Origin of the sequence: Dyella dinghuensis, assembly GCF_003977615.1 — a bacterium.
Taxonomy (GTDB): Bacteria; Pseudomonadota; Gammaproteobacteria; order Xanthomonadales; family Rhodanobacteraceae; genus Dyella_B; species Dyella_B dinghuensis.
On record NZ_RYZR01000005.1, the window covers coordinates 671,744 to 696,617 of the forward strand.

Consider the following 24,874-nt stretch of genomic DNA (forward strand, 5'->3'; position numbering starts at 1 on the left):
AGCTGACCGGCTGTTCATGCTGCGATTGGGCGGCACCTGAGCGACCGGACCCTTTGTGCAGGCGGCATGGATAGGGTCGCTCGGTAAATGGGACAATAAAACCTTTAAAAGGGTTCGCCATGCAGCTCATCGATATCGGGGCCAACCTGACCCACGAATCTTTCCGGCACGATTTCGACGCCGTTCTGGACCGTGCGCGGACGCATGGGATTACGCGGATGATTGTCACCGGCGCGTCACACGCCGGTAGCGAGCACGCCCTGGACCTGGCCCGTGCCCATCCTGGCTTTTTATATGCCACGGCGGGCGTCCATCCCCATCACGCCATCGACTACAACGACGCTACGGACACGCTTCTTCGTACCTTGGCGCACGCACCGGAAGTGCGCGCGGTGGGCGAAACCGGGCTGGACTACAACCGCAACTATTCCCCGCGCGATGTGCAGCTGCAGGTCTTCGAGCGGCAATTGCAGATTGCTGTGGATGTCGGCAAGCCGCTCTTTTTGCATCAGCGCGATGCGCATCATGATTTCGTTGCGTTGCTGAAGAAGTATCGCGACAAAGTACCCGCCGCCGTCGTGCATTGTTTCACCGATACACGCGAAGCGTTGCACGACTATCTCGCGCTCGATTGCCATATCGGCATCACGGGTTGGATTTGCGACGAGCGTCGCGGCACGCATCTGCGCGAATTCGTGCGCGAGATTCCTGTCAACCGATTGATGATCGAAACCGATGCGCCGTATTTGCTACCGCGCACCGTGCGCCCACAACCAAGTCATCGACGCAATGAGCCGATGTTTCTCAAGCACATCTGCGAAGAAATTGCGCGCGATCGTGGTGAAGCTGTTGATGTTACTGCGGCGAACAGTACTGCGGCGGCGACTACATTTTTTTCGTTGTGAGGTGGCGCTGTTTGCGAAATGCGTTCAGCGCCGTGGTTTCGCTATGCCCTGATTGTCAGTCGTAGCGAAACTAGAGAATCGCACTCATTTCCGATACATAAAAAGCTTGCATCGTCATTCCGGCGAAGGCCGGAATCCAGTACAATTATGCTGTACGAAGTACTCAACATAATTGGTTATGTGTGCTTCGCACGACGTATTCAGACTGGATTCCGGCCTTCGCCGGAATGACGCCGCTACCTTTTATCCTCTTCGGATAATGCGCGGCCGCCTAATTTTGTCGTGGTCGACAATGAAAACCGCAAAGCACCGCATCAAGTTTTCAGCACGCGCGTTTCACCCGGTGGCAAATCATCCAGCGTGTAACTGCCAACACGCACACGTATCAACCGCAACGTCGGAAACCCGACCGCAGCCGTCATGCGACGAACTTGCCGATTGCGCCCTTCGCGCAAGGTGATCGTCAACCAGCTGGTCGGAATGCTCTTGCGAAAGCGCACGGGCGGATCGCGCGGCCAAAGCCACGACGGCTCGCCAGCATGCTCGGCAACCACCGGTAGCGTCAGTCCGTCGTTCAAGACGACACCACGACGCAACGCCTGCAGCGCTTCATCGTTCAATGCACCATCGACCTGCACAAGATAGGTTTTAGGTTCTTTGTGCTTCGGATCGGTAAGACGATGCGCCAGTGCACCGTCATCAGTGAGCAGCAGCAAACCTTCGCTGTCGTGATCCAGTCGCCCGGCCGGATAGACGTCCTTTTGGCGAACATAGTTCGCCAGGGTCGGACGTCCATCGTTGGCCGTAAACTGACACAGTACGCCGAACGGCTTATTCAGCGCGATCAGCATTGCTCGTGCGAAACGATCACTTCGCTGTGCTGCCCGAAGCCGTGGGCATAGCGGCCGGCTTTTTATCGGCGCCGTTTTTGACGAAGCGCAACGTCATGCGATCCGACTCGCCAATGGCCAGATACTTGGCACGATCCTGATCGCCCAAGGTCAACGTTGGCGGCAACGTCCAGACACCTTTCGGGTAATCCTTGGTGTCTTTCGGATTGGCGTTGATTTCGCTCTGGCCATCCAGCTTGAAGCCCGCATCGGTGGCCAGCTTGATCACGTAGGCAGTCGGCAGATAGCCGCTGCCTTTCACCAAATCCATCGTCGCGCCATCGGCTGCACGATGATCCACCACGCCGAGCGTACCGCCCGTTTTCAGGACGGCATAGAACGCCTTGAACATCGCCTGCGCGGTGCCGGCCTGCGTCCAGTTGTGCACATTGCGGAAGGTGAGCACCATGTCGGCCGAACCGGCCGGTCCGAGCACCGGTGCTTGCGGATTGAATGTCGCGATCGTGGCTTTGCTGTATTCCGCCGGATCGGCCGCGAACTTGGCACGCAATGCCGCGGTGTCCTGCTTCGCTTCGGCGTTGTTGTCGGCGACCGCAGCGATGTAATGACCGTTGTCGCGCAGCAGCGGTGCCAGAATCTCGCTGTACCAGCCGCCGCCAGGGGTGATTTCGATCACCGTCTTGTCGGGCTGCAGGCCGAAAAACTGCAACGTTTCCTTCGGATGGCGATACACGTCGCGCGCTTTATTCGGCGCAGAGCGCCATGAGCCGGCGAGCACGGTATCCAACTGGCCAGCGGTGAAATCACTGGCACTGGTGGGAGGTACCAAGTCGCCCGCCGGTTGATCCTGCCCCGCCTGTTGCGCATGGGCCACGCCTGCGAACAGCAACGCAGCTGACAACCCGAAGGCCAGCTTGATTTTCATGACGACTCCTTCCCAAGTGATCTGCGGCAGCCTGCCGCCGGACGTGTGCAGCGAATGTGGATATTTTACGATTAATTTACAAGAGGCGTGTGGCCATTTAGCTATCAGACTCTTTCCTAGCCCTGATCCCTGACTTATACGCTTCAAGCGTGCGCCCGGTTACCTCCCTTTGCACGGGGAGGTAAAGATATTTGTCAGGCTGTCGTTGGGCAAAGCTAAAACGGTCTTGGACAGACCGATTGCAACCCGTCGATATGCTCGTGCAAATCCGGAGCGATGCCCTGCCACATGGGGTCGAGAATGAAGTCGATACCTTCGTAGCGCGCTAGTTTGGCCGCCGGAATGAAGTCCGCATCGCCAGCCACCAAAACGATCTGATCGACCTGCTTTTTGTAGGCCAGCGCGGCGATATCGATGCCGATTTTCATGTCCACCTGCGTCTGGCGCATGTCCGGCTCGAAATGCTCGTCGCCCAGCTCTTCCCAATACAGCGATTCGTCGCGCAGCTGCTGATAGGCATGTTGCTTGAGCTTCCATTCGCCACGATCGGCCAGGCGGCCAAGACGCAAGGCCATCTTGCGCTGACGACGAAGCTGATCGTGCAGATCGCGCCGAAACCCTGCTGCGTTGGTGCGCGCGAAATCCATGCTCTCACCACTGATCGGCTTCACCAGCGATTTCTCGAGCGGCGGACAGTCGTAAAAGAAAATGCGATACAACGCCTCACGAGGACGATCCAGCGCTTTCAAATGTTCCAGCGCCATACCGAACACTGTCTTGGCTACCGTGCGTGCATCGTTGGCGTCTCGATCACCCCAGACTTTGCGATAACGTGCAAGAAAAAAAGCGCCGTCGATAAGAATGGCGGTGCTTGGCATAGGAATCCTTATAAGTGCCGCGATGAAATGTGATGTCGATTCGACTGACTTGCATATTTTACGTGATGTCAGCGCAATCGTCGCCCTATCGACAGTGATCGACTTGTCCTTGCTGATGTCGTCATACGCTCGTCACGCCTCACGTTATACTCGGCGAGACACAACAGGGGACTGTGCCATGACACGCATGATAGCTGGCTTGATGCTGATGGGATTGACGTTTGCGGTATTGGCCGCGTCACCTGCCGAAGTGCGCAGACGCGCCGAGGCAAGCATGGTTGTCACCGGCTGGATCGAGGTCATGCCTGATGGCAGCGTGCACAGCTATACGATCGACCATCCTGAAAAGCTGCCGCCCGCTGTCGTCTCGCTGATTCAGAACAACGTGCCCGCATGGAAGTTCAAAGTCGACGGCAATCCGCAAGTTATTGAACGCGCGCAGATGAACTTGCGCATTGTCGCCAGGCGCGTGGATGACACGCATGACACCGTCGCGATCGCTAGCACCAATTTCGATAGACCTTTTGTTCCTGGCCAAAGCCCTGCGTCCAAAGACCGAGTGGCGCCTAAATACCCGCAGGAGGCCATCAATGCCCGGGTGACTGGCACCGTTTTCCTACTCGTGCGTGTTGGCCGCGATGGCACGGTCATGAATGCAGGAGTGGAGCAGGTCAATCTGGGCGAATACGGTAACGACAGAGACATGGAGCACTACAGCGCCGTGCTCGCCAATTCTGCGATCGCCGCTGCCAAGCAATGGACGTTCACCATTCCAACTTCTGGGCCAACGGCCAACGATCCCTTCTGGTACGTGCGCGTACCTGTGAATTACAACCTGCAACAGTACGGATCGCCGCCTGCAAAAGATCTGTACGGCAAATGGGATGTCTATATTCCCGGCCCACGTGAAGTCATTCCGTGGTTGCAACCGGACATTCGTCAGCCCGCGCAAAGCAGCGACGCCATTCCAGCTGGCAGCATTTCGCAAGCGGATGAAAACTTGCATCTGCAGACGCAGCCAAGCGGCTGAGAAGGCCAAACCAATCTCGGTATGACTGGATCACAGGATGGCGGATGACTTATTCACCGCCATCCGGCCCCCAAAAGATCACCCACGTCGAAAAATCGTCGGTGAAATTTTCGAAGCGGTGAGAAATTCCCGCTTCGACGAATAGAACGTCGTTTGCCTGAAAGCGGCGGCACTCATCGTTCTTGATGAAATCACCACTACCGCTAATGACGACGTAAAGCTCATCCTGCTTGTGCGGACCTTGCGTATCGATCTGCTGCGGCGCGTAGAGGCCGGCTTTCATCGTGCCATGGCGAAGACCGTAGAAAAACCTGAAACCTTCGGCGTTACCGGGGAGATTTGCCTTTGCGTGGGCAAGTGTCAGCAGCCAATCCGCGTCTGGTTGCATGGATGTCTCCCGTTCGATCAATGGCTGTGCACAAACGTCACACGGACGCCGTTTCGTAGTTCAACTCCGGCAGTTGCCCGCAATAAGCATCTGCCTCTTCGACGAGCCAATCGCGGAATGTGCTCACACCGCGATGATCATCCGAGCGCGGCGGATAGACCAGGTAATACGCTTCTTTGGCAATCATGTAACGATCGCCCAGCATGATCAGACGCCCGGCATCGATCAGCGACTTGCACGTCACCATGCGCCCCAGCGCAACACCCAGTCCTTCCAGCGCAGCCTGCTTCAGCGCATCGACCGTATCGACTTGCGCGACATAGCGTTGCGGCGGCTTGCCGCCATATTTGTCAAACCAGTCGTTCCATCGGTTGTTACTGTTGGGATCGCCGATCAAAGGCCAGTTTGCGAGATCCGTCGGATCGGCGCCTGCCATGCGTTCGATCAGCGCTGGTGCAGCGACCGGTGCGATCCATTCGCCGAACAGGCGCACACTGCGCAGCCCTTCCCATGTGCCTTTTCCGTAGCGAATGGCTGCATCGACGGCTTCGCGGTCGAAATTCACCAGCGCCGAACCCGTCTGCAAATTGAGCTCCAGCTCCGGGTGCCCTGCTAGCAGTCGCGGCAAACGTGGGACGAGCCAGCTGGAAATAATGCCGGCACTCGCACTCAGCGTGAGCGCCTCGTGCCGCCTGCAGCGATAGCGCGACATCGCGTGCTCAATGCCGTCGAAGTGTTCGCCCACGGCTTCGAGCAGGCTGCAGCCCTCGACCGTCAACGTCACGCCACGTGGCCCGCGCTCGAACAGGCGTCGTTCGAGGCGTTCCTCCAGCTGGCGCATTTGATGGCTCAACGCGCTGACGGTGAGGTTGGCTTGTGCAGCCGCGCGGGACAGATTGCCCAACCGCGCGACCTGCACGAATTGCTGCAAAAGACTGAGAGGCACCCTGCTCATCTTGAATATCCCTCAAACCTGGCTTGCGAATATATCGCTTTTTCGGGATATGGCATGCCATTACCTTGAGCACACCCCAACCCACAACGGAACCTCCCATGCGCTCGCCATGGATCGATCTGCTGTTTCTGCACGGACACGCCACCCCGAGCCAGCTGGCCTGGCGCCCCGACAAGCCTGCCCACGACGCGTCACCGCGGCAGATAGAGGTGGACGTCGCTCAATTGCCGCTGCAGAGCGGCGTCGCACGGGATCACGCCTGCCCCGCTTGATTACATCGCGTGCACACCCACCTCGGAAGGATCATGTTTCGCTTCATGCGACGCATCCGTCCCCGATCCTTCCGAGGTCTCTTCCATGCAACAACGTCAATTGGGCCGATCCTCCCTATCTGTCGCCCCGCTCGCCTTCGGCGGCAACGTGTTTGGCTGGAGTGCCGACGAGAAGCGCTCGTTCGAACTGCTGGATGCCTTCGTCGAAGCCGGTTTGAATCTGATCGACACCGCCGACGTCTACTCGGCGTGGGTACCGGGCAATCGCGGCGGCGAATCGGAGACCATCATCGGCAAGTGGCTCAAGCAAAGCGGCAAGCGTCATAGCGTGGCGATCGCCACCAAGGTGGCCAAGTGGACCGAACATCGCGGTCTCTCGCCCATGAATATCAACGAAGCCGTGGAAGGCTCGCTCAAGCGATTGCAGACCGACTACATCGATCTGTATCAAGCGCATGAGGACGATGCCACCGTGCCCCTGCACGAAACGCTCGGTGCGTTCTCGCGATTAATCGAGCAGGGAAAGGTGCGCGTAATCGGCGCTTCGAACTATGGCGCAGACCGATTTGCCGAGGCGTTGAACGTATCGAAAGAACACAACCTCGCGCGCTATGAAAGCCTGCAGCCGGAATACAATCTGGTAAGCCGCCACGGCTATGAGAAGGAACTTGAGCCGTTGGTGCTGAAAGAAGGCATCGGCGTCATCAACTACTACGCGCTCGCCAGCGGCTTTCTAAGCGGCAAGTACCGTACCGAGGCCGATCTCACCAAGAGCAGTGCGCGCAGCGGTTCGGTGAAGAAATTCCTCAATCCACAAGACTTGAAGGTATTGGCGGCGCTCGATGACATCGCCGCCGCACACAAGGCAACCACTGCTCAAGTGGCGCTTGCATGGCTGATGGCACGCCCTGGTATTACTGCACCTATTGCCAGCGCGACCAGCGTGGAGCAACTTCAGGAATTGATCGGCGCCGTAAATCTCACGCTTTCTGCCAATGAAATCGCCGCATTGAATGCTGTCAGTGCGTGATATCGACGGCGCCTGTGCGAAAGCACGGGCGCCATTCAAGCGCTATAAGCGACGCATGCTGAGACGACCTAACGCCGGCGCAATCGCACCGCCGTTTCATAAGCCGCGTTGATCTCTTTGGATTTCGCCTCGGCCAGCTGTCTTATGTCCTCGCCCATCTGCGCTACTTTGTCCGGGTGGTACTGACTGATCTTCACCCGGTAGGCGTATTCGATCTGCGCGAGATCGGCGGTTTCCGCAACGCCAAGCACGTCGAACCATGCCGGAGTACTGGGTGCAGCAGGCTCCCAATTCCGTTCCCACTGTTGTCGGGGCGGATCGTTCCGAGGGCGATCCGCATCCTGGCGCGTTGGTTCACGACTTGTATTAGGCGTCAGATAGTTGCTGACGAGGCGGTAGCCAAAGAACAGGCCTGCGACGATTACCACGATGTCTACGGCAGTCATTCCCGCAAGCCCTCAAAGTGATGCAAATAGGTTGTCAGCGCTTCGAACGCGGCGGTGTCGGGCTCCACGAACTGAAGGCTGGCATGGATGCGTTCACGAAGAATGCCAGCGAGATCGTTCACTGCCTGCGGCGATAATCGCGTTGCGGCAACAACGCGTAAGTCGCCGTCGAAACGTTGCCGCAGGCTGATCTTCCGAACGATGTTTAGCGCGAATGGCGCGCACAGCAGTGCGTCGAGCGCAATCGCCGCAACGGCGCGGCGAGACAGATTCAACGCCTTTCTGTACCGGTATACGTGGAGCAAGGCGAGAATAATCGCCGCATAGACGCTAGCAATCCACACAAGCAATGCCTGAGCGCTCTGTAGTACAAGCAACGCATACGGCAGCGCGACAGCAAAAAGCAGCAGCAATAACAGCGTCCATGGCGCAATCGCCGACAATGCGACCACTATCCGGCGCGATGGCACGGACTGCGCACTACCGCTGAATTCGCCATGCTCCGGCCAATTCAGGCGAAACAACGGACGATTCGGAAAGAAGGGATTCGGCAGGAAAACATGCCTTCCGCGCAGCTCGAACGTCGAACCGCCCGAAACACGGCAACCGTTGCGTGTGCTCTCGAGAACGATCTCGTTGTGATAAAGCAGCAGCGCGGAGTCGTAGAGATAGAGCGCTACGACTCCGCCCAGCAACCACAGCACGTCGTGCAAGGTCATTGCGTCGACTGTTTTTTCTTGAACAGATTCTTGACCCAGGCGCTCAGCGCGACAAAACCCGCCAGTACAAACTTCCACGCGGCAATCAGGAAGCTGCCGATAACGGTAAATAGACCTTTCTTCGCCGCAACCGCCAGTGCGCCGCCGGTAATCAATGCCGCCAGGCCATATTCCGCCACGCGATCGCCCGGGCGATATTCGGCGTAGCTCTCGCCAGGCGCGAACTGAAATCCGGACAGCGTGCTCTTGAAGCTGGTAATGGCCGCAGCGAGGTTGTCCGGTGCGCTGACCACCGTCACGCCCATGACACCGTGCCGCCCCAACAGTCGCGTGTCGTAGTTCACGGCACGCTGATGATTTCCCGTGTTTTCAACGAGCAAGGACCACGTCAGCGATTTGATTTGCGAGTCGTATAGAGGCTGTGCGTACCAGCCGATGACATTGAGCTCATCCCATCCACGCTCTCGGCGCTGCTTGTTTGCTTCGGTAGTTCCATCCCGATAGGACTGAAGGATGGCGTCCGGATCGAGCTTTTCATCATCCTTGACGTAGCCGGTGTCCTGATAGGAGAACAGCGCAATCCACTTTATAGGTTTCGGAGCGAGCGTGTACTGATCGCCGTTGGACGGCGGATCATGCATGATTTCCCTTAGCGAACGCGTCCCCGCCGCATCGAGAAACGCATAGCCATCCGGAACATTCAACGTTGCGTGCGTACCGAGCTTTACGGTGACGGGCCCTACCTGCCAAGGCAATCCCGCGACAGGATTCTGCTGCGCAACAGCCGTCTCACCGAGACACGACAAAAGCAGCGCGAAAAGCACCAGAACTAACCGTTTCATCCCTTGTCCCCTGTATCCCTGAAACACGTTACACCCCGCGCCACTTTATCAGGACCGGCGGTTAGCGTGGCTAAGCCTCTCGCTATTTGTCCAATTCTTCTGGCGACTGGACGGTATAGCCCTTGGCCTTAAGCTGCGCGAGGAAGCCATCGGGTGACATAATTTGTTCCATCGGCAATACCGCAAACGTTTGCGTGTTGCGCGACATCGCCGATTGGGCGGCGGCCACCCAGGTGGCGGCCATGCGTTCGGGTAAATCGTGCAGGCCCAGCTGCTGGGCGAAATCCGCATTGACGACCGCGATCACGCACGACTCGTAACGGTTGTTCAGCGCGAAGCCTCGCAAGGTTTGAATATCCCCGGTCGACCATGCGTTGGCGCGCTGGGTGAGTGCGTCCATGTCGTTTTCGACCGTGTCCAAGGTCTGATTGAAACAGCTGATGTCGTGCAGACTAGTCTGCTTGATCGTTTCCACGGCATCGCGTGGATGTTCGACCACTACCTGATATTTGATGGGCGTGCTGGTGACATTGTGTTTGTGCGCCAGTTTCTCCACGGTGCCTACCACGCTGCCGCCGTTGGTGAGGTCGGCTTTGTCGAGGGCTTTCTGATAAAGCTTCATCGCCACCAAGATCGGGCGCCAGTATTCGATGCTTTTGTCATCACCGAAGTACTGCTGTTTGGCGACCTCCCAGCGGATATAGATTTCCGGAGGAAGAACCTGCTGCAGGCTTTCGCCGCCTGGATTTTTGCGTGCGCTGTAGACCGATGGCAGCAACGCCAGCTTTGTGAAAAAGCCCGCATGCAGTTTCAATTCTGCGCTGGGTGGCTCGAGCAATTCCTGCGAGTGCGCAAGAGTGTCTTCAACTTCCGTCGAGCGCCACTGCATATGTCGTGGAAGCGGCGACAATGTGCCTAGCACCCACATCACGTGATCACCTTTGCTCACTTTCCAGAGACCTGGGCCCGGTTGCACGCCGGTGACGATCACTGTTTGCAACAGGGGCGCGTGAAGGTGGGACGATGACGGCGCACTGCTTGAAGAGGCGGGTGCAGCGGTCTGCGTCCATGCCGGCATGGCGATGAAAAAAACCAGCAACCCTAAAGCCAAGCTCATACGCATGCGTGATGCTCCTGAATTGCTGGGAAGCGACTCATCGACGTCCTCACGATACTAACGACATCGTTGACGGCGCAGCGTTCCCGTACAAACGAGCGGCGTTTCGACATCGGTCAAACAACCGTAAAAAACAAAGGGCGCCGAGCGCCCTTTGTTCACGCTACAACGATGTAATGGCAGCGATCAGGCTTTCGCAAGTGCCGCAAGTGCGTCGTTGAACGTTTTGCTGGGGCGCATGGCGGCGCTGACCAGTTTGATATCCGGATGGTAGTAACCGTGGATATCCACCGGCTTGCCCTGTGCGCCGTTGAGTTCGCCGACGATCTTCGCTTCGTTCTCCGTCAGCGCTTTCGCGAGCGGTGCGAATTTCGCCTTCAGTGCTGCGTCGTCGTTCTGCTCCGCCAGCGCCTGCGCCCAGTACATGGCGAGGTAGAAATGGCTGCCGCGATTGTCGATTTCGCCGACTTTGCGCGCGGGCGACTTGTTGCTATCCAGGAATTTGCCGTTGGCCTGATCGAGCGTCTTCGCCAGCACACCGGCCGCGGCATTGCTGTAGCGGTTGCTCAGATGTTCGAGCGATGCCGCCATCGCGAGAAATTCACCGAGCGAATCCCAGCGCAGATAATCCTCTTCGAGGAATTGCTGCACGTGCTTGGGTGCCGAACCGCCCGCACCGGTTTCGAACAAACCGCCGCCGGCCATCAGCGGCACGATGGAAAGCATCTTCGCGCTGGTGCCCAGTTCCATGATCGGGAACAGGTCGGTGAGGTAATCGCGCAGCACGTTGCCGGTGACGGAGATCGTGTCCTGGCCTTTGCGAATGCGCTCCAGCGAGAACTTGGTGGCATCTACCGGCGCCAGCGTGCGGATGTCCAGGCCGCTAGTGTCGTGATCCTTCAGATAGCGCTCGACCTTCTTGATGATCTGCGCATCGTGCGCGCGATTTTTGTCGAGCCAGAACACCGCGGGGGTATTGCTGAGACGCGCGCGGTTGACGGCGAGCTTCACCCAATCCTGAATCGGTGCATCCTTGGTCTGGCACATGCGCCAGATGTCGCCGGTTTCCACGTTCTGCTCGAGCAGCACCGTGCCCTTCTCATCGATCACGCGGACGACGCCGTCACCCGCGATCTGGAAGGTCTTGTCGTGCGAACCGTATTCTTCGGCCGCCTGCGCCATCAGGCCCACGTTCGGTACGCTGCCCATGGTTGCCGGATCGTGCGCGCCATGTGCCTTGCAGTCTTCGATCACCGCTTGATACACGCCCGCGTAGCTGCGGTCCGGAATCACCGCCTTGGTGTCCTGCAGCTTGCCTTCGGCGTTCCACATCTTGCCGGAGTCGCGAATCATCGCCGGCATCGACGCATCGATGATGACGTCGCTGGGCACGTGCAGGTTGGTGATGCCCTTGTCGGAATTGACCATCGCCAGTTGCGGACGCTTGGCGTATTCGGCGTCGATGTCCGCCTTGATCTCGGCCTGCTTGTCTGCCGGTAGCGAACCGAGGCGGGCATACAGATCGCCAATGCCGTTGTTCGCATTGAAGCCGATGCTCTTGAGTGTCGCCGCATGCTTGGCGAGCACATCTTTATAAAACTCGATAACGACGTCGCCGAACATGATGGGGTCGGAGACCTTCATCATCGTGGCCTTCAGATGCAGCGAGAACAACACGCCCTGCTTCTTTGCATCGGCAATCTGTGCATCCACGAAACTCGCCAACGCTTTCTTGCTCATCACGGCCGTATCGATCACTTCACCGGCGGTGAGCTTGGTCTTTTCCTTGAGAACGTTGCTGCTGCCGTCTTTGCCAAACCATTCGATCTTGACCGTGGTGGGCGCATCCACGGCAACCGATTTTTCGCTGCCGTAGAAATCGCCCGCACTCATGCTGGCAACGTGGGTTTTCGAATCCGCCGACCACGCACCCATCTTGTGCGGATGCTTGCGCGCGTAATTCTTCACCGACGGCGGTGCGCGGCGATCGGAATTGCCTTCGCGCAGCACGGGATTGACGGCGCTGCCCTTCACCTTGTCGTAGCGCGCGCGGATGTTCCAGTCGCTGACGTCCTTGGGATCTTCCGGATAGTCGGGCAGCGGGTAGCCCTGGCCCTGCAATTCCTTGATCGCGGCCTTCAGCTGCGGCATCGAGGCGCTGATATTGGGGAGCTTGATGATGTTGGCGTCCGGCGTGGTCGCCAGTTCGCCCAGCTCGGTCAGATCGTCCGCGATTTTCTGATCGGCTTTCAGGATGTCCGGGAACTGCGCGAGGATGCGGCCGGCAAGCGAAATGTCTCGCGTTTCGACTGTGATGCCTGCCGTGCTCGTATAGGCCGCGATGATGGGCAGCAAGGACTGCGTGGCGAGGTAGGGGGCTTCATCCGTCAGCGTGTAGATGATCTTCGGCGTTTGGGACATGGTCTGCAGGGGCCTTTGGTTGCTACGGCATATCAATGAGGAGGGCGGCCACCGCTACAGGCGGAGCCGCCAGGCACACCGGGTGTGCCGCCTCGCCGGCCATCGGCGCGGAACGCGGTGGCCGTCCGCGAGAGCTTCCCATTGTCGCGTTTTCATCCAGTCGGTGAAAGCACGGCCCAGGTAGGGCAAGGGCGACTTCGGGTACGGGCGGCGTTGTCGAGCGATGGGTCGACGTGGCGTTTCGATCTTGGGACGCGAGGCTGAAATCCAAGACCCGCAAGCCCGCGATTTCCGTACGTATGCGTATGGAAGCATGCGTCATGACTCACATGGTATGAGGCCGCAGGCGGCCACTACTATGTAGCGCACCGCTGACAAATATTTGTGCAGTGCTGACGAACTGATCAATCTTTTCATGGGGACAGTCATGACCACGCGTATCGCCTCGCTTCTGATCACGATTACTGTGTTTGCCCTGGCCGGCTGTGCGGACGCACCGGCAGTCACGGTGCACCACTACACATCCGGCGAGATCAGCGCGAATGGCGGCCAGAGCGATGTGTCGGAGCGACCGCTCACAGAGACGCAAGTCAATGCGCTGACCACCTGGATCAATACGCGTGGCGGCTGTTCCGGAATGAGCGCGAACATTCCCGATAAGCCAAGCCTGGACGTGCAGATGCACGAGGCGAACGGGCAGAGTTCCCATCTGTCGGTGTACACACGCGACGATGGTTCGTCCACGGCCTATCTATACCAGGGCAATCGTCTCGTACCGATGCGCTGCCCGCTGACGAGCGCCGAGTTCGCCACGCTGAAGTCTGCACTCAACGCGCAGTAATCGTTTTCGACGATCGCGCAGCGGCTTGGCCGCTACATAGGCATACATCGGCAGATCCGGTTAGTATCCGGATGCTGTGCATGCCATGGGGAGCCGCATGAACGGATTGAGCCAACGCATCGTCGATTTCATCGCCGAGCTGATGCCGCTGTATACGTTCCAGTTTGCCGACGGTCACGATTGCGCATTGTCGCTCGTGGACGGAACGCTGCTCATGCCCGTCGATGAGTCGAGCAGCGATCGCGACGAAGGTTGGGTTGTCGTGTTGTGGCAAGGCGATGCGCAACGCCGCTCGGAAGTGCCTGGTCCGTTGATGGCTTATCAGGCAGCACTGCGTTGCGCCGAGTTTCATGGTGTCGGCCGACTGCCTGCTGAAGTTGCCGCGCATCGACATATTCTAATTACACGACTGCGCGAGATCTGCGGCGATCTGTTGCATATCGAAATGGCGACGCGTTTTTGAGCTGCGACTGATCGCGCTTATCACTCATCGATAATACAAAGGTTGTTCTTTGTATCGATCGCGCAATGCGACTCGGTACGCGATTGTATTCGCGTCATAGCGAATGGACCAGGCAGACCTTGTTTCGTGACGTGCAACGACAACACGTCGCGCGATGAAAACATCCATCGCCATCAAGCAGTGTTGCAACGCGACAAACGTTCAGCATTGCTGTGAGCATGTGCGCTCATATCCGTTAAACGAAGCCCGGGAGCGCACATTATTTTCGTGAAAGGTTTCTTCACGTTGCATAAGCGCGACGTTATTGGTTGCGCGCAACCGTGCAATGACTCGTAAGCGTTATGTAGCCGCTTAATGTTCACGACAGCGAGCCCATTTCGATAGCACGTCATAACTTATTGATTCGTCGGCATCGCTTAATTAAAGCCAATTCAGAATCCAAATAAAGCCAATTCAGAATTTATTTCACCACGACTTTTGGCACATAAAACTGACGCATGCCTGACACGCGCATTCAAAAAAGCAAACTAAGCAAATAATTTTTTATGTGTATGTGTTGATAAAAAAGTGTTGATGACAGAAACGTTTGGACTATGCTCAATTTTCCAAACGGGAATTTGTTTGGATAGCGATGAATTCTCTTTACCCCACCCACAGAGAATCATCGCCTAGGCAAGGGGAATTGCTAAACGTCTAACCCCAACCAGACGAAAATCTAGGGAGCACAACATTGAACACACAACATCAAAAGATCGCGATAGCGATCCGCACAGCATTGGCACTGGGGAGTCTTGCACTAACAACGGTCGCGGTTGCACAAACCGCAGCACCTGCTCAGCAGCAACCGGCATCGACAACACCCCAGACGTCGACGTCCGACACTGCTACTCCAACGAATGGACAGGCACCGCCTGCCAGCACAGCACCTCAAAATTCAAAAACGTTGCAGACAGTGACCGTGACCGGCTCGCTGATTCGCAACGTTGATGTGGAAACGGCGCAACCTGTTACCGAACTCTCGCACGAGCAAATCCAGCAACAGGGTTTCGTCAGCGTAGGTCAGATTCTGCAGAACGTTTCTTCGGTTGGTTCTTCCGGCACCAGCCAACAAAGTTCGCTCGGCGGCATCGTCGGCCAATATGCAAGCCTGCGCGGCTTGGGTGCGCCACGCACGTTGATCCTCGTCGATGGCGAACGCTATACCACCGACATCTTCGGGCAGACCGACCTGAGCACCATTCCGAGTTCGCTTATCGATAGCGTTGAAATTCTGCAGGACGGTGCGTCGTCCACATACGGTTCCGACGCCATCTCAGGCGTGATCAATATCCACACCAAGAATGTGGACGGCCTTTATCTCGATACGTACAACAGCACTTACTCGCCGGGTAACTTCGGCAAGCAAAGCCAGTTCAGTCTGACCGGTGGCAAGAAATTCTCGCGCGGTTCGTTCACGTTCAACATGACCGTGCAGAACACTAACCAGATACTGTCCAGCCAAGCCTGGTTCAGTAAGAACGGTTATTTCAGCTTCCCGAACATGCCAGGCTCGGTGGGACCATCGGACTACGGCACCATTCTTGGGGTCAATGGCACACCGCTCGCCAATCCGTTGACTGTCAACATGGGCCAGAACGGGCTTGATCTCGCCAACTACCATGTCAACACGTTCGGCGTTCAATACCCTTCGCCGTATTACGCCAACGACTATTACAACTCGGCAGGCCTGGAAACGTTGGAGCCGGACAGCCGTTTGCGGTCGTACACGTTGAAGGGCGATTTCAAAGTCACCGACCACATCACCGCGAAGTTCACCGGCACGTATAACACCAACAACTCCACCGACTATATCGGCGGCTATCCGCTGAGCTCGTTGACGCCCGCCAACGGTGTAAATCTCGCCAACGCGCTGGGTTTGCCAGCCGGCAGCCTCGGATCGGCCTGGTTCCCATCGCTGTCGGCAAACAGCTATTACAACCCCATGCCCGGCAATGCCCTGCAATTCAGCCTGCCGTTGCAAGAACCCAATCGCGTCGACACCAACAACATCAAGCAGGAAGGGTTCCGCACTGGCCTGGAAGGCGACTTCTCGCTCGGTGAGAACGAATTCAACTGGGATGTTAACTACGGCGACTACCGCTATATCCAGGATAGCGGCGGTCCTGGCAATCTGAATCTGGTGCATTTGTATAACGCCCTTGGTCCCTCGTTCATGAGTGCCGGCGGTCAAGTGCTGTGCGGCACGCCAAGCAACGTGATTGCCGGGTGCGTTCCGCTCAATCCATTCTCCGGTGCAGGCGGTCTTACGCCGGCCGAATTGAATTACCTCAACTACACCTACTTCACTCACTCGTGGAGTGAGCAGCGTGAAACCAAGGCCGACTTGAGCGGTGACATGTTTACCTTGCCGAAGGCGTTGGGCGAGGGTGACGCGACGTTCGCTATCGGCGCCGATCACCGCGATGTTTCCGGTGGCGTGACGCCCGACAGCTATACGCAGCAAGGCTTGAACACCAACCTGCAGCAGAACCCGGGTGAAGGTTCGTACGGTATCAACGAAGCGTACGCCGAAATCAACCTGCCGTTGTTGAAGGATATGGCCGGCGCGCAGTTGCTGGACTTCGACGTCTCGCATCGCTACTCGCACTACACCAACTTCGGCACCACCAACAACAATTCGTACAAGCTGTCGTACAAGCCGATCGATGATCTATTGCTTCGTGCCAGCTACGGTACCGGCTTCCGTGCAGGATCGATCTCCAACCTGTACGGCGGCACGATGCAGAGCTTCACCAACTACACCGATCCGTGCGACGTCAACTTCGGTCTGACGGGTGTGCCGGTGGTGGAACAACGCTGCTTGAACGGTTTCGCAAATCTGCCTGCGGTCGGCCCTGGGTTCACGCAGCTCAACACGAATGGTGTGCCGGTGACCGGCCCCAATACGACCAGCACCACGCCGTTCTATACCGGTGCCAATCCCAACCTGAAGCCGGAAACGTCCAAGAACTTTACGGCAGGTATCGTGTATAGCCCAAGCTGGTTCACGGGCTTCAACATCACCGCGGATTTTTACCGTATCCGTGTCGACAACGTGATTACGTTGCCGTCCGCCGACAGCATCCTGAGCAACTGCTACCTGTTGGGTGAAGCCCAGCAGTGCGATCAGTTCTCGCGCTCTGCGACGAACGGTCAGATCGTCAACCTGTTACAGGCAGTGGTTAACGAAGGTTTTGTCGACGAACACGGTGCCGATCTCTCGGCAAGCTATCTGTTCCCGGACACCCCGATCGGCAAGTTCAAGATCGATACGAACGGCACCTACATCACGGAACTGCGTGAGCAGGATGTCACGGGTGGCCCCGTGGTCGACTACAACATCGGCACCTACGATCCGATCCTCGGTCCGGTGTGGCGCTTCCGCGACACCACGAATCTCAACTGGTCGTGGGGCGCATGGAGTGCAACGTGGACGATTCGTTACTTCTCCTCGCTGTCTGAATCCTGCCGACCGGATGAACCGGCACTCGACGAATACTTCCCGTGCACCAACCCCAATGGCAATGTGCAGGGGCAGCAATCGGGGATTTATCGTCAGGGCAGCCTGGCCTTCAACGATCTGCAGGTCAGCTGGAAGGCTCCGTGGAAGGGCCAAATCTCGCTCGGCGCCACAGACGTCTTCAACCGCCGCGGACCATTCACCTACATCGGCGCGGAAAGCGTGATCGGTCCATTGGGCCCGACCGGTACGGACGGCTATACGCAATTCCCGTATAACCCGCAGTACGACATCGGTCGTCAGATCTACCTGAAGTACACGCAGCAGTTGTTCTGATGCAGCCCATGCGTTGGCATGGATGGGCGACCATCCTGCCAATGCAACATCGACGCAGAAGCAACAAAACAAAACGCCTCCCCTGCTTGCAAGGGGAGGCGTTTTGTTTATGACGGTGACATGTTTTTGTAACCCGACGCGGAAGCTCAGCCAAATCCTTTTGCCGAATACGGGCGTGCGCCAGTGCGCCGCTCGCGTCTACGTGCACGCCGCGCCGCCCAGCGTTCGCCCAGACAGGAGAAGACAACGTAAAGCGCCGGCGTGCTGAGCAGCGTCAGGCTCTGCGAAATCAACAAACCGCCGATCAAGGCGATACCCAACGGACGGCGCAGATCCGAACCTTCGCCCATGCCTACGGCGATGGGAATGGCCGCAAGAATCGCCACCATCGTCGTCATCATGATCGGACGGAAGCGCACGAGACTTGCTTCACGCGCCGCTTCCAGCGGTGATTTGCCATGCTCGCGCTGCGCGACCAAGGCGAAGTCGATCATCATGATGGCGTTCTTCTTCACAATACCGATCAACAGCACCAGCGCGATCTGCGCGATAACGGATAGCTCCGTATTAGTGAACCACAGCGCCAGCAACGCACCCACGCCAGCTGCAGGCAACGTAGAAAGAATGGTGACCGGATGAATCAGACTTTCATACAGAATGCCGAGCACGATGTAGACGGTGACGATGGCACCGAGCACCAGCCACAACATGCCGCTCTGCGATTGCTGGAAGCGACGGAAATCGCCACCCACATCGAGCTTGATATCGCCCGGCATACGCATGTTGTTAGCCGTCGCCTGCACGATCTGCAATGCCTCGCCCATGCTCGAACCGGGCGCGAGATTGAAGCTCAGGTCCATCGTCGTGTACTGATTCATGTGCGACACCTGCGTCGGCGCAAGGCCCGGCTTCTGTTCCGCAAAGGCGGAGAGCCTCACCATCTTGCCGTTGGTCGCTGGCACAAGAATGTCGTCGATGGAACGTGGCGTGGAGGTTTGCGAAGGTACGGCATTCACCACGACACGGTATTGGTTGAGATCCGAATAAATCGTGCTGACCTGACGCTGGCCGAACGCGTCATAGATGACTGAGTCGATGGTGCCGATGTTCACACCCAGACGCGACGCTTTGTCGCGATCGACGACGATGTTCTGTTGCAAGCCTGCATCATCCAGATCGCTGCCGACGTCGCGCAGCTTGGGATTCTTTCTCAGCTCATCGACCAGCTTGGGCAACCACGCCTGTAACTCGGCGGTGTCGTTACCCTGCAGCGAAATCTGATATTGCGCACCTTGATTGGTGCCTCCGCCGCCAAAGCTCGGCAAGTCCTGGATGGCACGCAGGCGAACATTGAGGTCCGGATACTTGGCCGCTTTCGCGCTCAGGCGCGCGAGCGCCGTCAAGGTGTCGTCCTTGCGGCCCTGGGCATGCGTCTTCAACTGAATATCGAACGAGCCCGATGCACCTTGTCGACTGCTGCCTAGACGAGAGCCCACGACAGCCACGTCGCGGTCACGCAACAGCATGTCGATCAATCGCTGCTGACGCGTTACGGAATCCTGGAAGGACACCGTTGCGCCAGACGTCGCGCGGCCACGCAGCAACCCGGTGTCCTGCGCCGGGAAAAGGCTGGTCTTGATCTGGCCCGACATTGCGATCAGCACGGTCAAGCCGATCAGCATCAATGGCGTGAGCGAAAACAGCAACGCGTGTCGCAGGGAGAAATCCAGCGACACCTGATAAAAGTTAAGCATGCCTTCGTGGAAGCGGTCCAGCATATGGCCGAGTTTCGACGGCTTTTCCGGCTCGCTGTGGCCACTCAGAAAATGACCGCACAACGATGACGTCAGCGTCAGCGAAACAAGCGCCGACACCACGATCGCCGCCACCAGCGTCAAGGTAAATTCCTTGAAGAACATGCCGGTGATGCCGCCCATGAACAACAACGGGATAAACACCGCAACCAACGAGGCAGTAATCGACACGATGGTGAAGCCGATCTCGCGCGCGCCCGTCAGTGCTGCATCGAGCCGGCTCATGCCCTGATCGATATGACGAATGATGTTCTCGATCACCACGATCGCATCGTCCACCACGAAGCCGATCGCAATCACCAGCGCAAGCAGCGTCAGGTTGTTCAGCGTAAAGCCCCACGCATACATGATCACCGCCGCGCCAGCGAGCGAGAGCGGCACCGCCGCCGCGGCAATCAGCGTCGGCGCCCAGCGTCGCAGGAACAGCGCCATCACCATGACGACCATCGCCAGACTGATCAGCAGCGTAGCCTGCACTTCATGCAGCGATGCACGGATCGTCGGCGTGTCGTCGAAATACGGTGTGAGCGTCGTGCCGGGATGCAGGAAGCTCCGCAGCAGCGGCACTTCGGCATTCACACGATCGACGGTGCCGATGATGTTGGCGTTCGACTGCTTATAGACATACATCAGGATCGCAGGCTTACCCTGGAACCAGGCTGCCTGGTACGCATCCTGCTGTCCGTCGTAAACCCTCGCGATATCCGACAGACGCACCGGCACGCCTTTGCCATTGGTCGAGATGACCAAGTTGGCGAAGTCGGCCGCCGAATGCAGATTGTCATTGGCCATCACGGCCATCGTGGTCTTGCCGTTGGACAGAAAGCCCTGCGGCTCGAACACGTTCGCGGCGGTCAGCGCGTTACGCAACTGATCGGGCGAGATGCCCATGGAATTGAGCGCGCGAACGTTCACATCCACGCGAACGGCCGGTGTCGCGGCACCGAGAATATCGACTTCGGACACACCGCTTAGCTGACGCAAACGTTGCGCAAGCAGCGAATCAGCGACGTCGTAAAGATCGCGTGCCGATTGCGTATCCGAGGTCAGCGCAAACGCGATGATCGGGTCGTCGTTCGGGTTGGCTTTTTCGTAGCTCGGCGGGCTGTTGAGACCGGACGGCAGATCGGGCGCTGCGGCGTTGATCGCCGCCTGCACGTCGCGTGCGGCGTCGTCGATGTTGCGGCCCGCATCGAACATCAACAGCACCTGCGTACTGCCGAGCGAGCTGGACGAACGCATGGTATCGATGCCCGGCACCTGACCCAGATGGCGCTCCAGCGGCGCGGCCACCGTGGCGGCCATGTTGTCTGCGCTGGCGCCGGCCTGGCTGGCGGTGACGAAGATGACGGGGAACTGCATGTCCGGCAGCGCGGAGACACCCAGCAGCGCGTAGCAGATGACACCGACCGCGAACACGCCCATCGCCAGGAGTGAAGTGCCGATCGGGCGACGGATGAAGGGGCCGGAGATATTCATGCTTGAATCAACGTACGAGGAGCGGATTGGTTGAAGCTTTCCCCCTCTCCCCTTTGGGGATAGGGCCGGGGTGAGGGGCCCATCTCGCGTTGAAGCCCCATCCGAAGCATGCTCCGATTTCAGCCATCGCGAGTGTGTACCCGATCACCGCAATCGTCTACCCGGAGAGGAGCGGACGCAAACGCGAAAAGCGCATAACTGTCTGGTTCTGCCGCGTTTGCTGATTTGAAGTTTCGCGAGTGTGGCCCCTCACCTCAATCCTCTCCCCAGAGGGGAGAGGAGGCGAATGCGAAAAGCACATCACTTCAAATTGCGCCACGCTGCGCGTGCCGCAGCGCGCGTCGCTCCCTGCGCTCGCGCAGCCAGTCGGAGAAACGCTCCATGTAGAGGTAAATCACGGGCGTCGTATACAGCGTCACCAGCTGCGACAACAGCAGACCGCCCACAATCGACACGCCCAACGGACGGCGCAGTTCCGCGCCGATACCGTTACCCAAGGCCAGCGGCAAGGCACCGAGCATGGCGGCCGCGGTAGTCATCATGATCGGGCGGAAACGCAACAGACATGCACGGCGGATCGCCTCGCGCGGCTTCATGCCGGTGCGCTGCGCTTCGATCGCGAAGTCGATCATCATGATTGCGTTCTTTTTCACGATACCGATCAGCAGCACGATACCCACGATGCCATCCACCGAGAGGCTCATGTTGCACAGGATCAGCGCCAGCAATGCACCCACACCCGCAGGCGGCAAGGTGGAAATGATCGTAATCGGATGAATGTAGCTTTCATACAGCACGCCAAGCACGATGTAGATCACGATCACCGAGGCCAGCAACAGCAACGCTTCGTTGGTCAGCGAGGAGGAGAATTCCGCCGCTTTACCGATGAACTGTCCACGCACTTGCGGCGGGAAGTTGAGCTGCTTCTCGACCTCGTGAATGGCATCGACCGCTTGCGAGAGCGAATAACCCTGCGCCAGATTGAACGACACCGTCACCGCAGGAAGCTGCTGCTGATGGCTGATCACCAGTGGCGCATTGGTTACTTGTGCATCCACCAGCGAGGCCAGCGGAATCGTACCGCCGGTACCGAGAATGATGCCGGTGTTGGCAACCGCGATGCCGGTGGTGGTCGAGGAGTTACTCGACGCAGCCTGACCAAACGTGGTGGCGTTGCTGCCCGTCAATGCGCCGCTGCCGTTGCTCTTCACCGTCAGCTGATTGAGCAACGACGTGCTGCTGCGGAACTGCGGTTCCACTTCCAGCACCACGCGGTACTGATTCAACTGCGTGAAGATGGTGGAAATCTGACGCTGGCCGAACGAATCGTAGAGCGTGTCGTCGATCGTCTGCACCGGCACGCCGAGCGTACTGGCTTTGTCGCGATCGATCGTCAGCTTGAGCGCCGTGCCCTGATCGGCCAGGTTGTTGTCGACGTCCGCCAGCTCCGGACGATTGCGTAGCGCCTGCGTCATCTGTGTGGCGTACTTGGACAGCTCATCCGAATTCACGTCCGACATCGAGTACTGATACTCGGTGGCGGCGACGCGCGTATCCAGTGTCACGTCCTGCACGGGTTTCAGATACAGCGCGACACCCGGAATATTGGCCGCGTCGTTCTGCAGGCTTTGCACCACATCATCCAGGCTGCCGCGCTTGCTGCGATCTTTCAGCACGATGCTGAGCTGGCCTTGATTGAGCGTCGGGTTGATCGAACCAGCACCGATAAATGCGGCGATACCGGCCACGTTGGGATCTTTCTGCAACGCATCTGCAACGGCTTTGGTACGCGCTTCCATCTGCGGGAACGCGACGTTCTGATCGGCCTGCACCACACCTGTCACCAGGCCGGTGTCCTGTTCGGGCAACAAGCCTTTCGGAATGACGATGTACAGGAAAATGGTGACACCGATGGCGACGAAGGCCACCAGGATCATCAACTGCTGATGATCGAGCACCCAATCCAGCGTGGTTTCGTACACATTGACGGTACGCGCCCACACGGTGCGCTTGCCTGCGGCGGCGTGGCGCTCATGTGCATCGTCGCCTTCCGGCAACGCATCGGGCTTGAGCAGGTACGCGCACATCATCGGCGTGAGCGTCAGCGACACCAGCATCGAGATGACAACGGCAGTCGCGAGCACCCAGGCGAATTCATGGAACAGACGGCCGGTCACGCCGGGCATCAACAGCAGCGGCAGGAAGACGGCGATCAGCGAGACGGTCAACGACAGCACCGTGAAACCGATTTCCTTCGCGCCGACTTCGGCCGCCTCAATGCCTTCCTTGCCCTGCTCGATGTAACGCACGATGTTTTCGATCATCACGATCGCATCGTCCACCACGAAACCGGTAGCGACGGTGAGCGCCATCAGCGAGAGGTTGTCCAGCGACATACCCGCGAACGACATCACGCCGAACGTGCCGAGCAGCGAAAGCGGCACGGCTACCGACGGAATGATCGTGGCCCACAAGCGCCGCAGGAACACGAAGATCACCGCCACCACGAGGGCGATGGTGAGCAGCAACGTGAACTGCACATCTTCCACCGATGCACGAATGGTGATCGTGCGGTCGGCGAAGATATCCAGATGCACGTCGGCCGGCAGCACGCTGCGCAGTTGCGGCAGGATCTGCCGGATCTGCGCCACCGTCTGCACGATATTGGCGCCCGGCTGACGGCGAATATCCAGCAGCACGGCCGGCTTGCCGTTCGCCCACGCGGCGAGCTGATCGTTTTCGACACCATCGACGACTTTCGCCACGTCGGACAGACGCACCGGCGCGTTGTTGGTGCTGTTGTACGAAATGATGGTGTTTTTGTACTCAGCCGCCGTCGCCAGCTGATCGTTGGTGGAAATCGTGTACGACTGCGTCGCGCCGTTGAGCGTGCCCTTCGGCGCGTTGACGTTGGCTTCGGTCAGCGCGTTGCGCACGTCTTCCATCGTCAGGCCGAGATTGGCCAGCTGCGCAGGATTCACCTGGATACGCACTGCCGGACGCACGTTGCCGGCAATCGATACCAGGCCCACGCCCTGCACCTGCGAGAGTTTCTGCGCGAGGATCGAGTCGGCCAGATCGTTCACATCGCGCAGCTGACGACTGTCGGACGTGAGCATCAAGGTCATGATCGGCGCGTCGGCCGGATTCACGCGGTTGTAGACCGGCGGATAAGGCAGCGTGCTCGGCAAGGTGCCGCGTGCCTGATTGATCGCCGCCTGCACGTCCTGCGCCGCGATATCGATGTCGCGGTCCATGTTGAACTGCAACACGATGGTCGACAGACCCGCGGAAGAGTCCGACGTCATCATGTCCAGGCCGGAAATCTGGCCGAGATTGCGTTCCAGTGGCGTAGTCACCAGCGAGGCCATGGTGGACGCGCTTGCACCCGGATATTGCGTGGTCACCACCAGGCTGGGTGCTTCGATTTCCGGTAGCGCCGATACCGGCAGCTCGCGATAACCGAGCACGCCGAGTAGCAGCACCGCCACCATCAACAGGGCGGTGGCGATAGGCCGGCGAATAAAGAGCGAGGAGAATCCCATGGGTCGTCGGAACCGTCAGTTGGGTGCGGTCGCGTGTGACCGTCCGTGAAAAGATTGGTGGCAAATCCGTGTGCCTTGATACAACGCGCTCGTTTTGCTCGAGCGCGTTGCATGCATG

General features: G+C 58.3%; 19 protein-coding genes. 7 read left to right on the forward strand and 12 right to left on the reverse strand.

What is annotated here, in order from left to right; genetic code table 11:
* Positions 1–119 precede the first annotated feature (119 nt).
* A complete protein-coding gene (locus EKH79_RS10600) occupies positions 120–905 on the forward strand; it encodes a TatD family hydrolase (protein ID WP_126673749.1) in 786 nt (261 codons plus the stop codon).
* A gap of 314 nt (positions 906–1,219) precedes the next feature.
* Here EKH79_RS10600 and EKH79_RS10605 read toward each other — a convergent pair whose 3' ends face one another.
* From EKH79_RS10605 to EKH79_RS10615, 3 genes are all read right to left on the reverse strand, one after another.
* Positions 1,220–1,756 carry a pseudouridine synthase gene (locus EKH79_RS10605; protein ID WP_126673750.1) on the reverse strand — a complete coding sequence of 179 codons (537 nt, stop codon included), beginning with the start codon at positions 1,754–1,756 and terminating at the stop codon, positions 1,220–1,222.
* A gap of 16 nt (positions 1,757–1,772) precedes the next feature.
* Positions 1,773–2,681 carry a class I SAM-dependent methyltransferase gene (locus EKH79_RS10610; protein WP_126673751.1) on the reverse strand — a complete coding sequence of 303 codons (909 nt, stop codon included), beginning with the start codon at positions 2,679–2,681 and terminating at the stop codon, positions 1,773–1,775.
* A 215-nt stretch (positions 2,682–2,896) separates the two neighbouring features.
* Entirely contained in the window at positions 2,897–3,559 is a 663-nt protein-coding gene (locus tag EKH79_RS10615) for an NYN domain-containing protein (protein WP_126673752.1), read from the reverse strand.
* 178 nt (positions 3,560–3,737) lie between these two features.
* On the opposite strand from EKH79_RS10615, the gene EKH79_RS10620 reads away from it, so the two are divergent.
* A complete protein-coding gene (locus tag EKH79_RS10620; RefSeq protein WP_126673753.1) occupies positions 3,738–4,589 on the forward strand; it encodes an energy transducer TonB in 852 nt (283 codons plus the stop codon).
* Between the two features lie 49 nt (positions 4,590–4,638).
* On the opposite strand, the gene EKH79_RS10625 is transcribed toward EKH79_RS10620, so the two are convergent.
* Both EKH79_RS10625 and EKH79_RS10630 read right to left on the reverse strand, forming a co-directional pair.
* Complete coding sequence (locus tag EKH79_RS10625; protein ID WP_126673754.1) at positions 4,639–4,977, reverse strand: cupin domain-containing protein; 339 nt, start codon at positions 4,975–4,977, stop codon at positions 4,639–4,641.
* A gap of 37 nt (positions 4,978–5,014) precedes the next feature.
* Positions 5,015–5,932 (reverse strand): LysR substrate-binding domain-containing protein, encoded by a 918-nt coding sequence (locus tag EKH79_RS10630; RefSeq protein ID WP_126673755.1) that lies wholly within the window; start codon positions 5,930–5,932, stop codon positions 5,015–5,017.
* A 98-nt stretch (positions 5,933–6,030) separates the two neighbouring features.
* Between EKH79_RS10630 and EKH79_RS18875 the strand changes: the two genes are divergently transcribed.
* Both EKH79_RS18875 and EKH79_RS10635 read left to right on the forward strand, forming a co-directional pair.
* Positions 6,031–6,204, forward strand: a complete 174-nt coding sequence (locus EKH79_RS18875) for a hypothetical protein (RefSeq protein WP_158621229.1) — start codon at positions 6,031–6,033, stop codon at positions 6,202–6,204.
* An 85-nt stretch (positions 6,205–6,289) separates the two neighbouring features.
* Positions 6,290–7,234: an aldo/keto reductase gene (locus EKH79_RS10635; protein WP_126673756.1), complete on the forward strand. Its 945-nt coding sequence runs from the start codon at positions 6,290–6,292 to the stop codon at positions 7,232–7,234.
* Between the two features lie 68 nt (positions 7,235–7,302).
* On the opposite strand, the gene EKH79_RS10640 is transcribed toward EKH79_RS10635, so the two are convergent.
* The 5 genes from EKH79_RS10640 to EKH79_RS10660 all read right to left on the reverse strand — a co-directional run bounded on the left by EKH79_RS10640 (position 7,303) and on the right by EKH79_RS10660 (position 12,779).
* Positions 7,303–7,680, reverse strand: a complete 378-nt coding sequence (locus tag EKH79_RS10640) for a J domain-containing protein (protein ID WP_126673757.1) — start codon at positions 7,678–7,680, stop codon at positions 7,303–7,305.
* On the reverse strand, positions 7,677–8,399 hold the full coding sequence (locus EKH79_RS10645) for a hypothetical protein (protein WP_126673758.1): 723 nt from the start codon (positions 8,397–8,399) through the stop codon (positions 7,677–7,679). Before EKH79_RS10645 ends, EKH79_RS10640 begins: the two co-directional genes overlap by 4 nt.
* Complete coding sequence (locus EKH79_RS10650; RefSeq protein ID WP_126673759.1) at positions 8,396–9,241, reverse strand: DUF2167 domain-containing protein; 846 nt, start codon at positions 9,239–9,241, stop codon at positions 8,396–8,398. The genes EKH79_RS10645 and EKH79_RS10650 overlap by 4 nt, the downstream gene beginning before the upstream one ends.
* Positions 9,242–9,323: 82 nt before the next feature.
* Positions 9,324–10,364: a TraB/GumN family protein gene (locus EKH79_RS10655; RefSeq protein ID WP_126673760.1), complete on the reverse strand. Its 1,041-nt coding sequence runs from the start codon at positions 10,362–10,364 to the stop codon at positions 9,324–9,326.
* A 180-nt stretch (positions 10,365–10,544) separates the two neighbouring features.
* Positions 10,545–12,779 (reverse strand): NADP-dependent isocitrate dehydrogenase, encoded by a 2,235-nt coding sequence (locus EKH79_RS10660; protein ID WP_126673761.1) that lies wholly within the window; start codon positions 12,777–12,779, stop codon positions 10,545–10,547.
* A gap of 427 nt (positions 12,780–13,206) precedes the next feature.
* Here EKH79_RS10660 and EKH79_RS10665 point away from each other — a divergent pair, with 427 nt between their 5' ends.
* The 3 genes from EKH79_RS10665 (at position 13,207) to EKH79_RS10675 (ending at position 17,918) form a co-directional block, all read left to right on the forward strand.
* Positions 13,207–13,620 (forward strand): hypothetical protein, encoded by a 414-nt coding sequence (locus EKH79_RS10665; protein WP_126673762.1) that lies wholly within the window; start codon positions 13,207–13,209, stop codon positions 13,618–13,620.
* 97 nt (positions 13,621–13,717) lie between these two features.
* A complete protein-coding gene (locus tag EKH79_RS10670) occupies positions 13,718–14,083 on the forward strand; it encodes a hypothetical protein (RefSeq protein WP_126673763.1) in 366 nt (121 codons plus the stop codon).
* A gap of 730 nt (positions 14,084–14,813) precedes the next feature.
* The gene (locus EKH79_RS10675) at positions 14,814–17,918 is read left to right on the forward strand and encodes a TonB-dependent receptor plug domain-containing protein (RefSeq protein WP_126673764.1); all 3,105 of its coding nucleotides are present in this window, start codon (positions 14,814–14,816) and stop codon (positions 17,916–17,918) included.
* A gap of 146 nt (positions 17,919–18,064) precedes the next feature.
* Here EKH79_RS10675 and EKH79_RS10680 read toward each other — a convergent pair whose 3' ends face one another.
* Together EKH79_RS10680 and EKH79_RS10685 are read right to left on the reverse strand one after the other, a co-directional pair.
* Positions 18,065–21,211, reverse strand: coding sequence for an efflux RND transporter permease subunit (locus tag EKH79_RS10680; protein WP_126673765.1), 3,147 nt, complete (start codon positions 21,209–21,211; stop codon positions 18,065–18,067).
* A 305-nt stretch (positions 21,212–21,516) separates the two neighbouring features.
* Positions 21,517–24,756, reverse strand: a complete 3,240-nt coding sequence (locus tag EKH79_RS10685) for an efflux RND transporter permease subunit (protein WP_126673766.1) — start codon at positions 24,754–24,756, stop codon at positions 21,517–21,519.
* Positions 24,757–24,874: the final 118 nt, after the last annotated feature.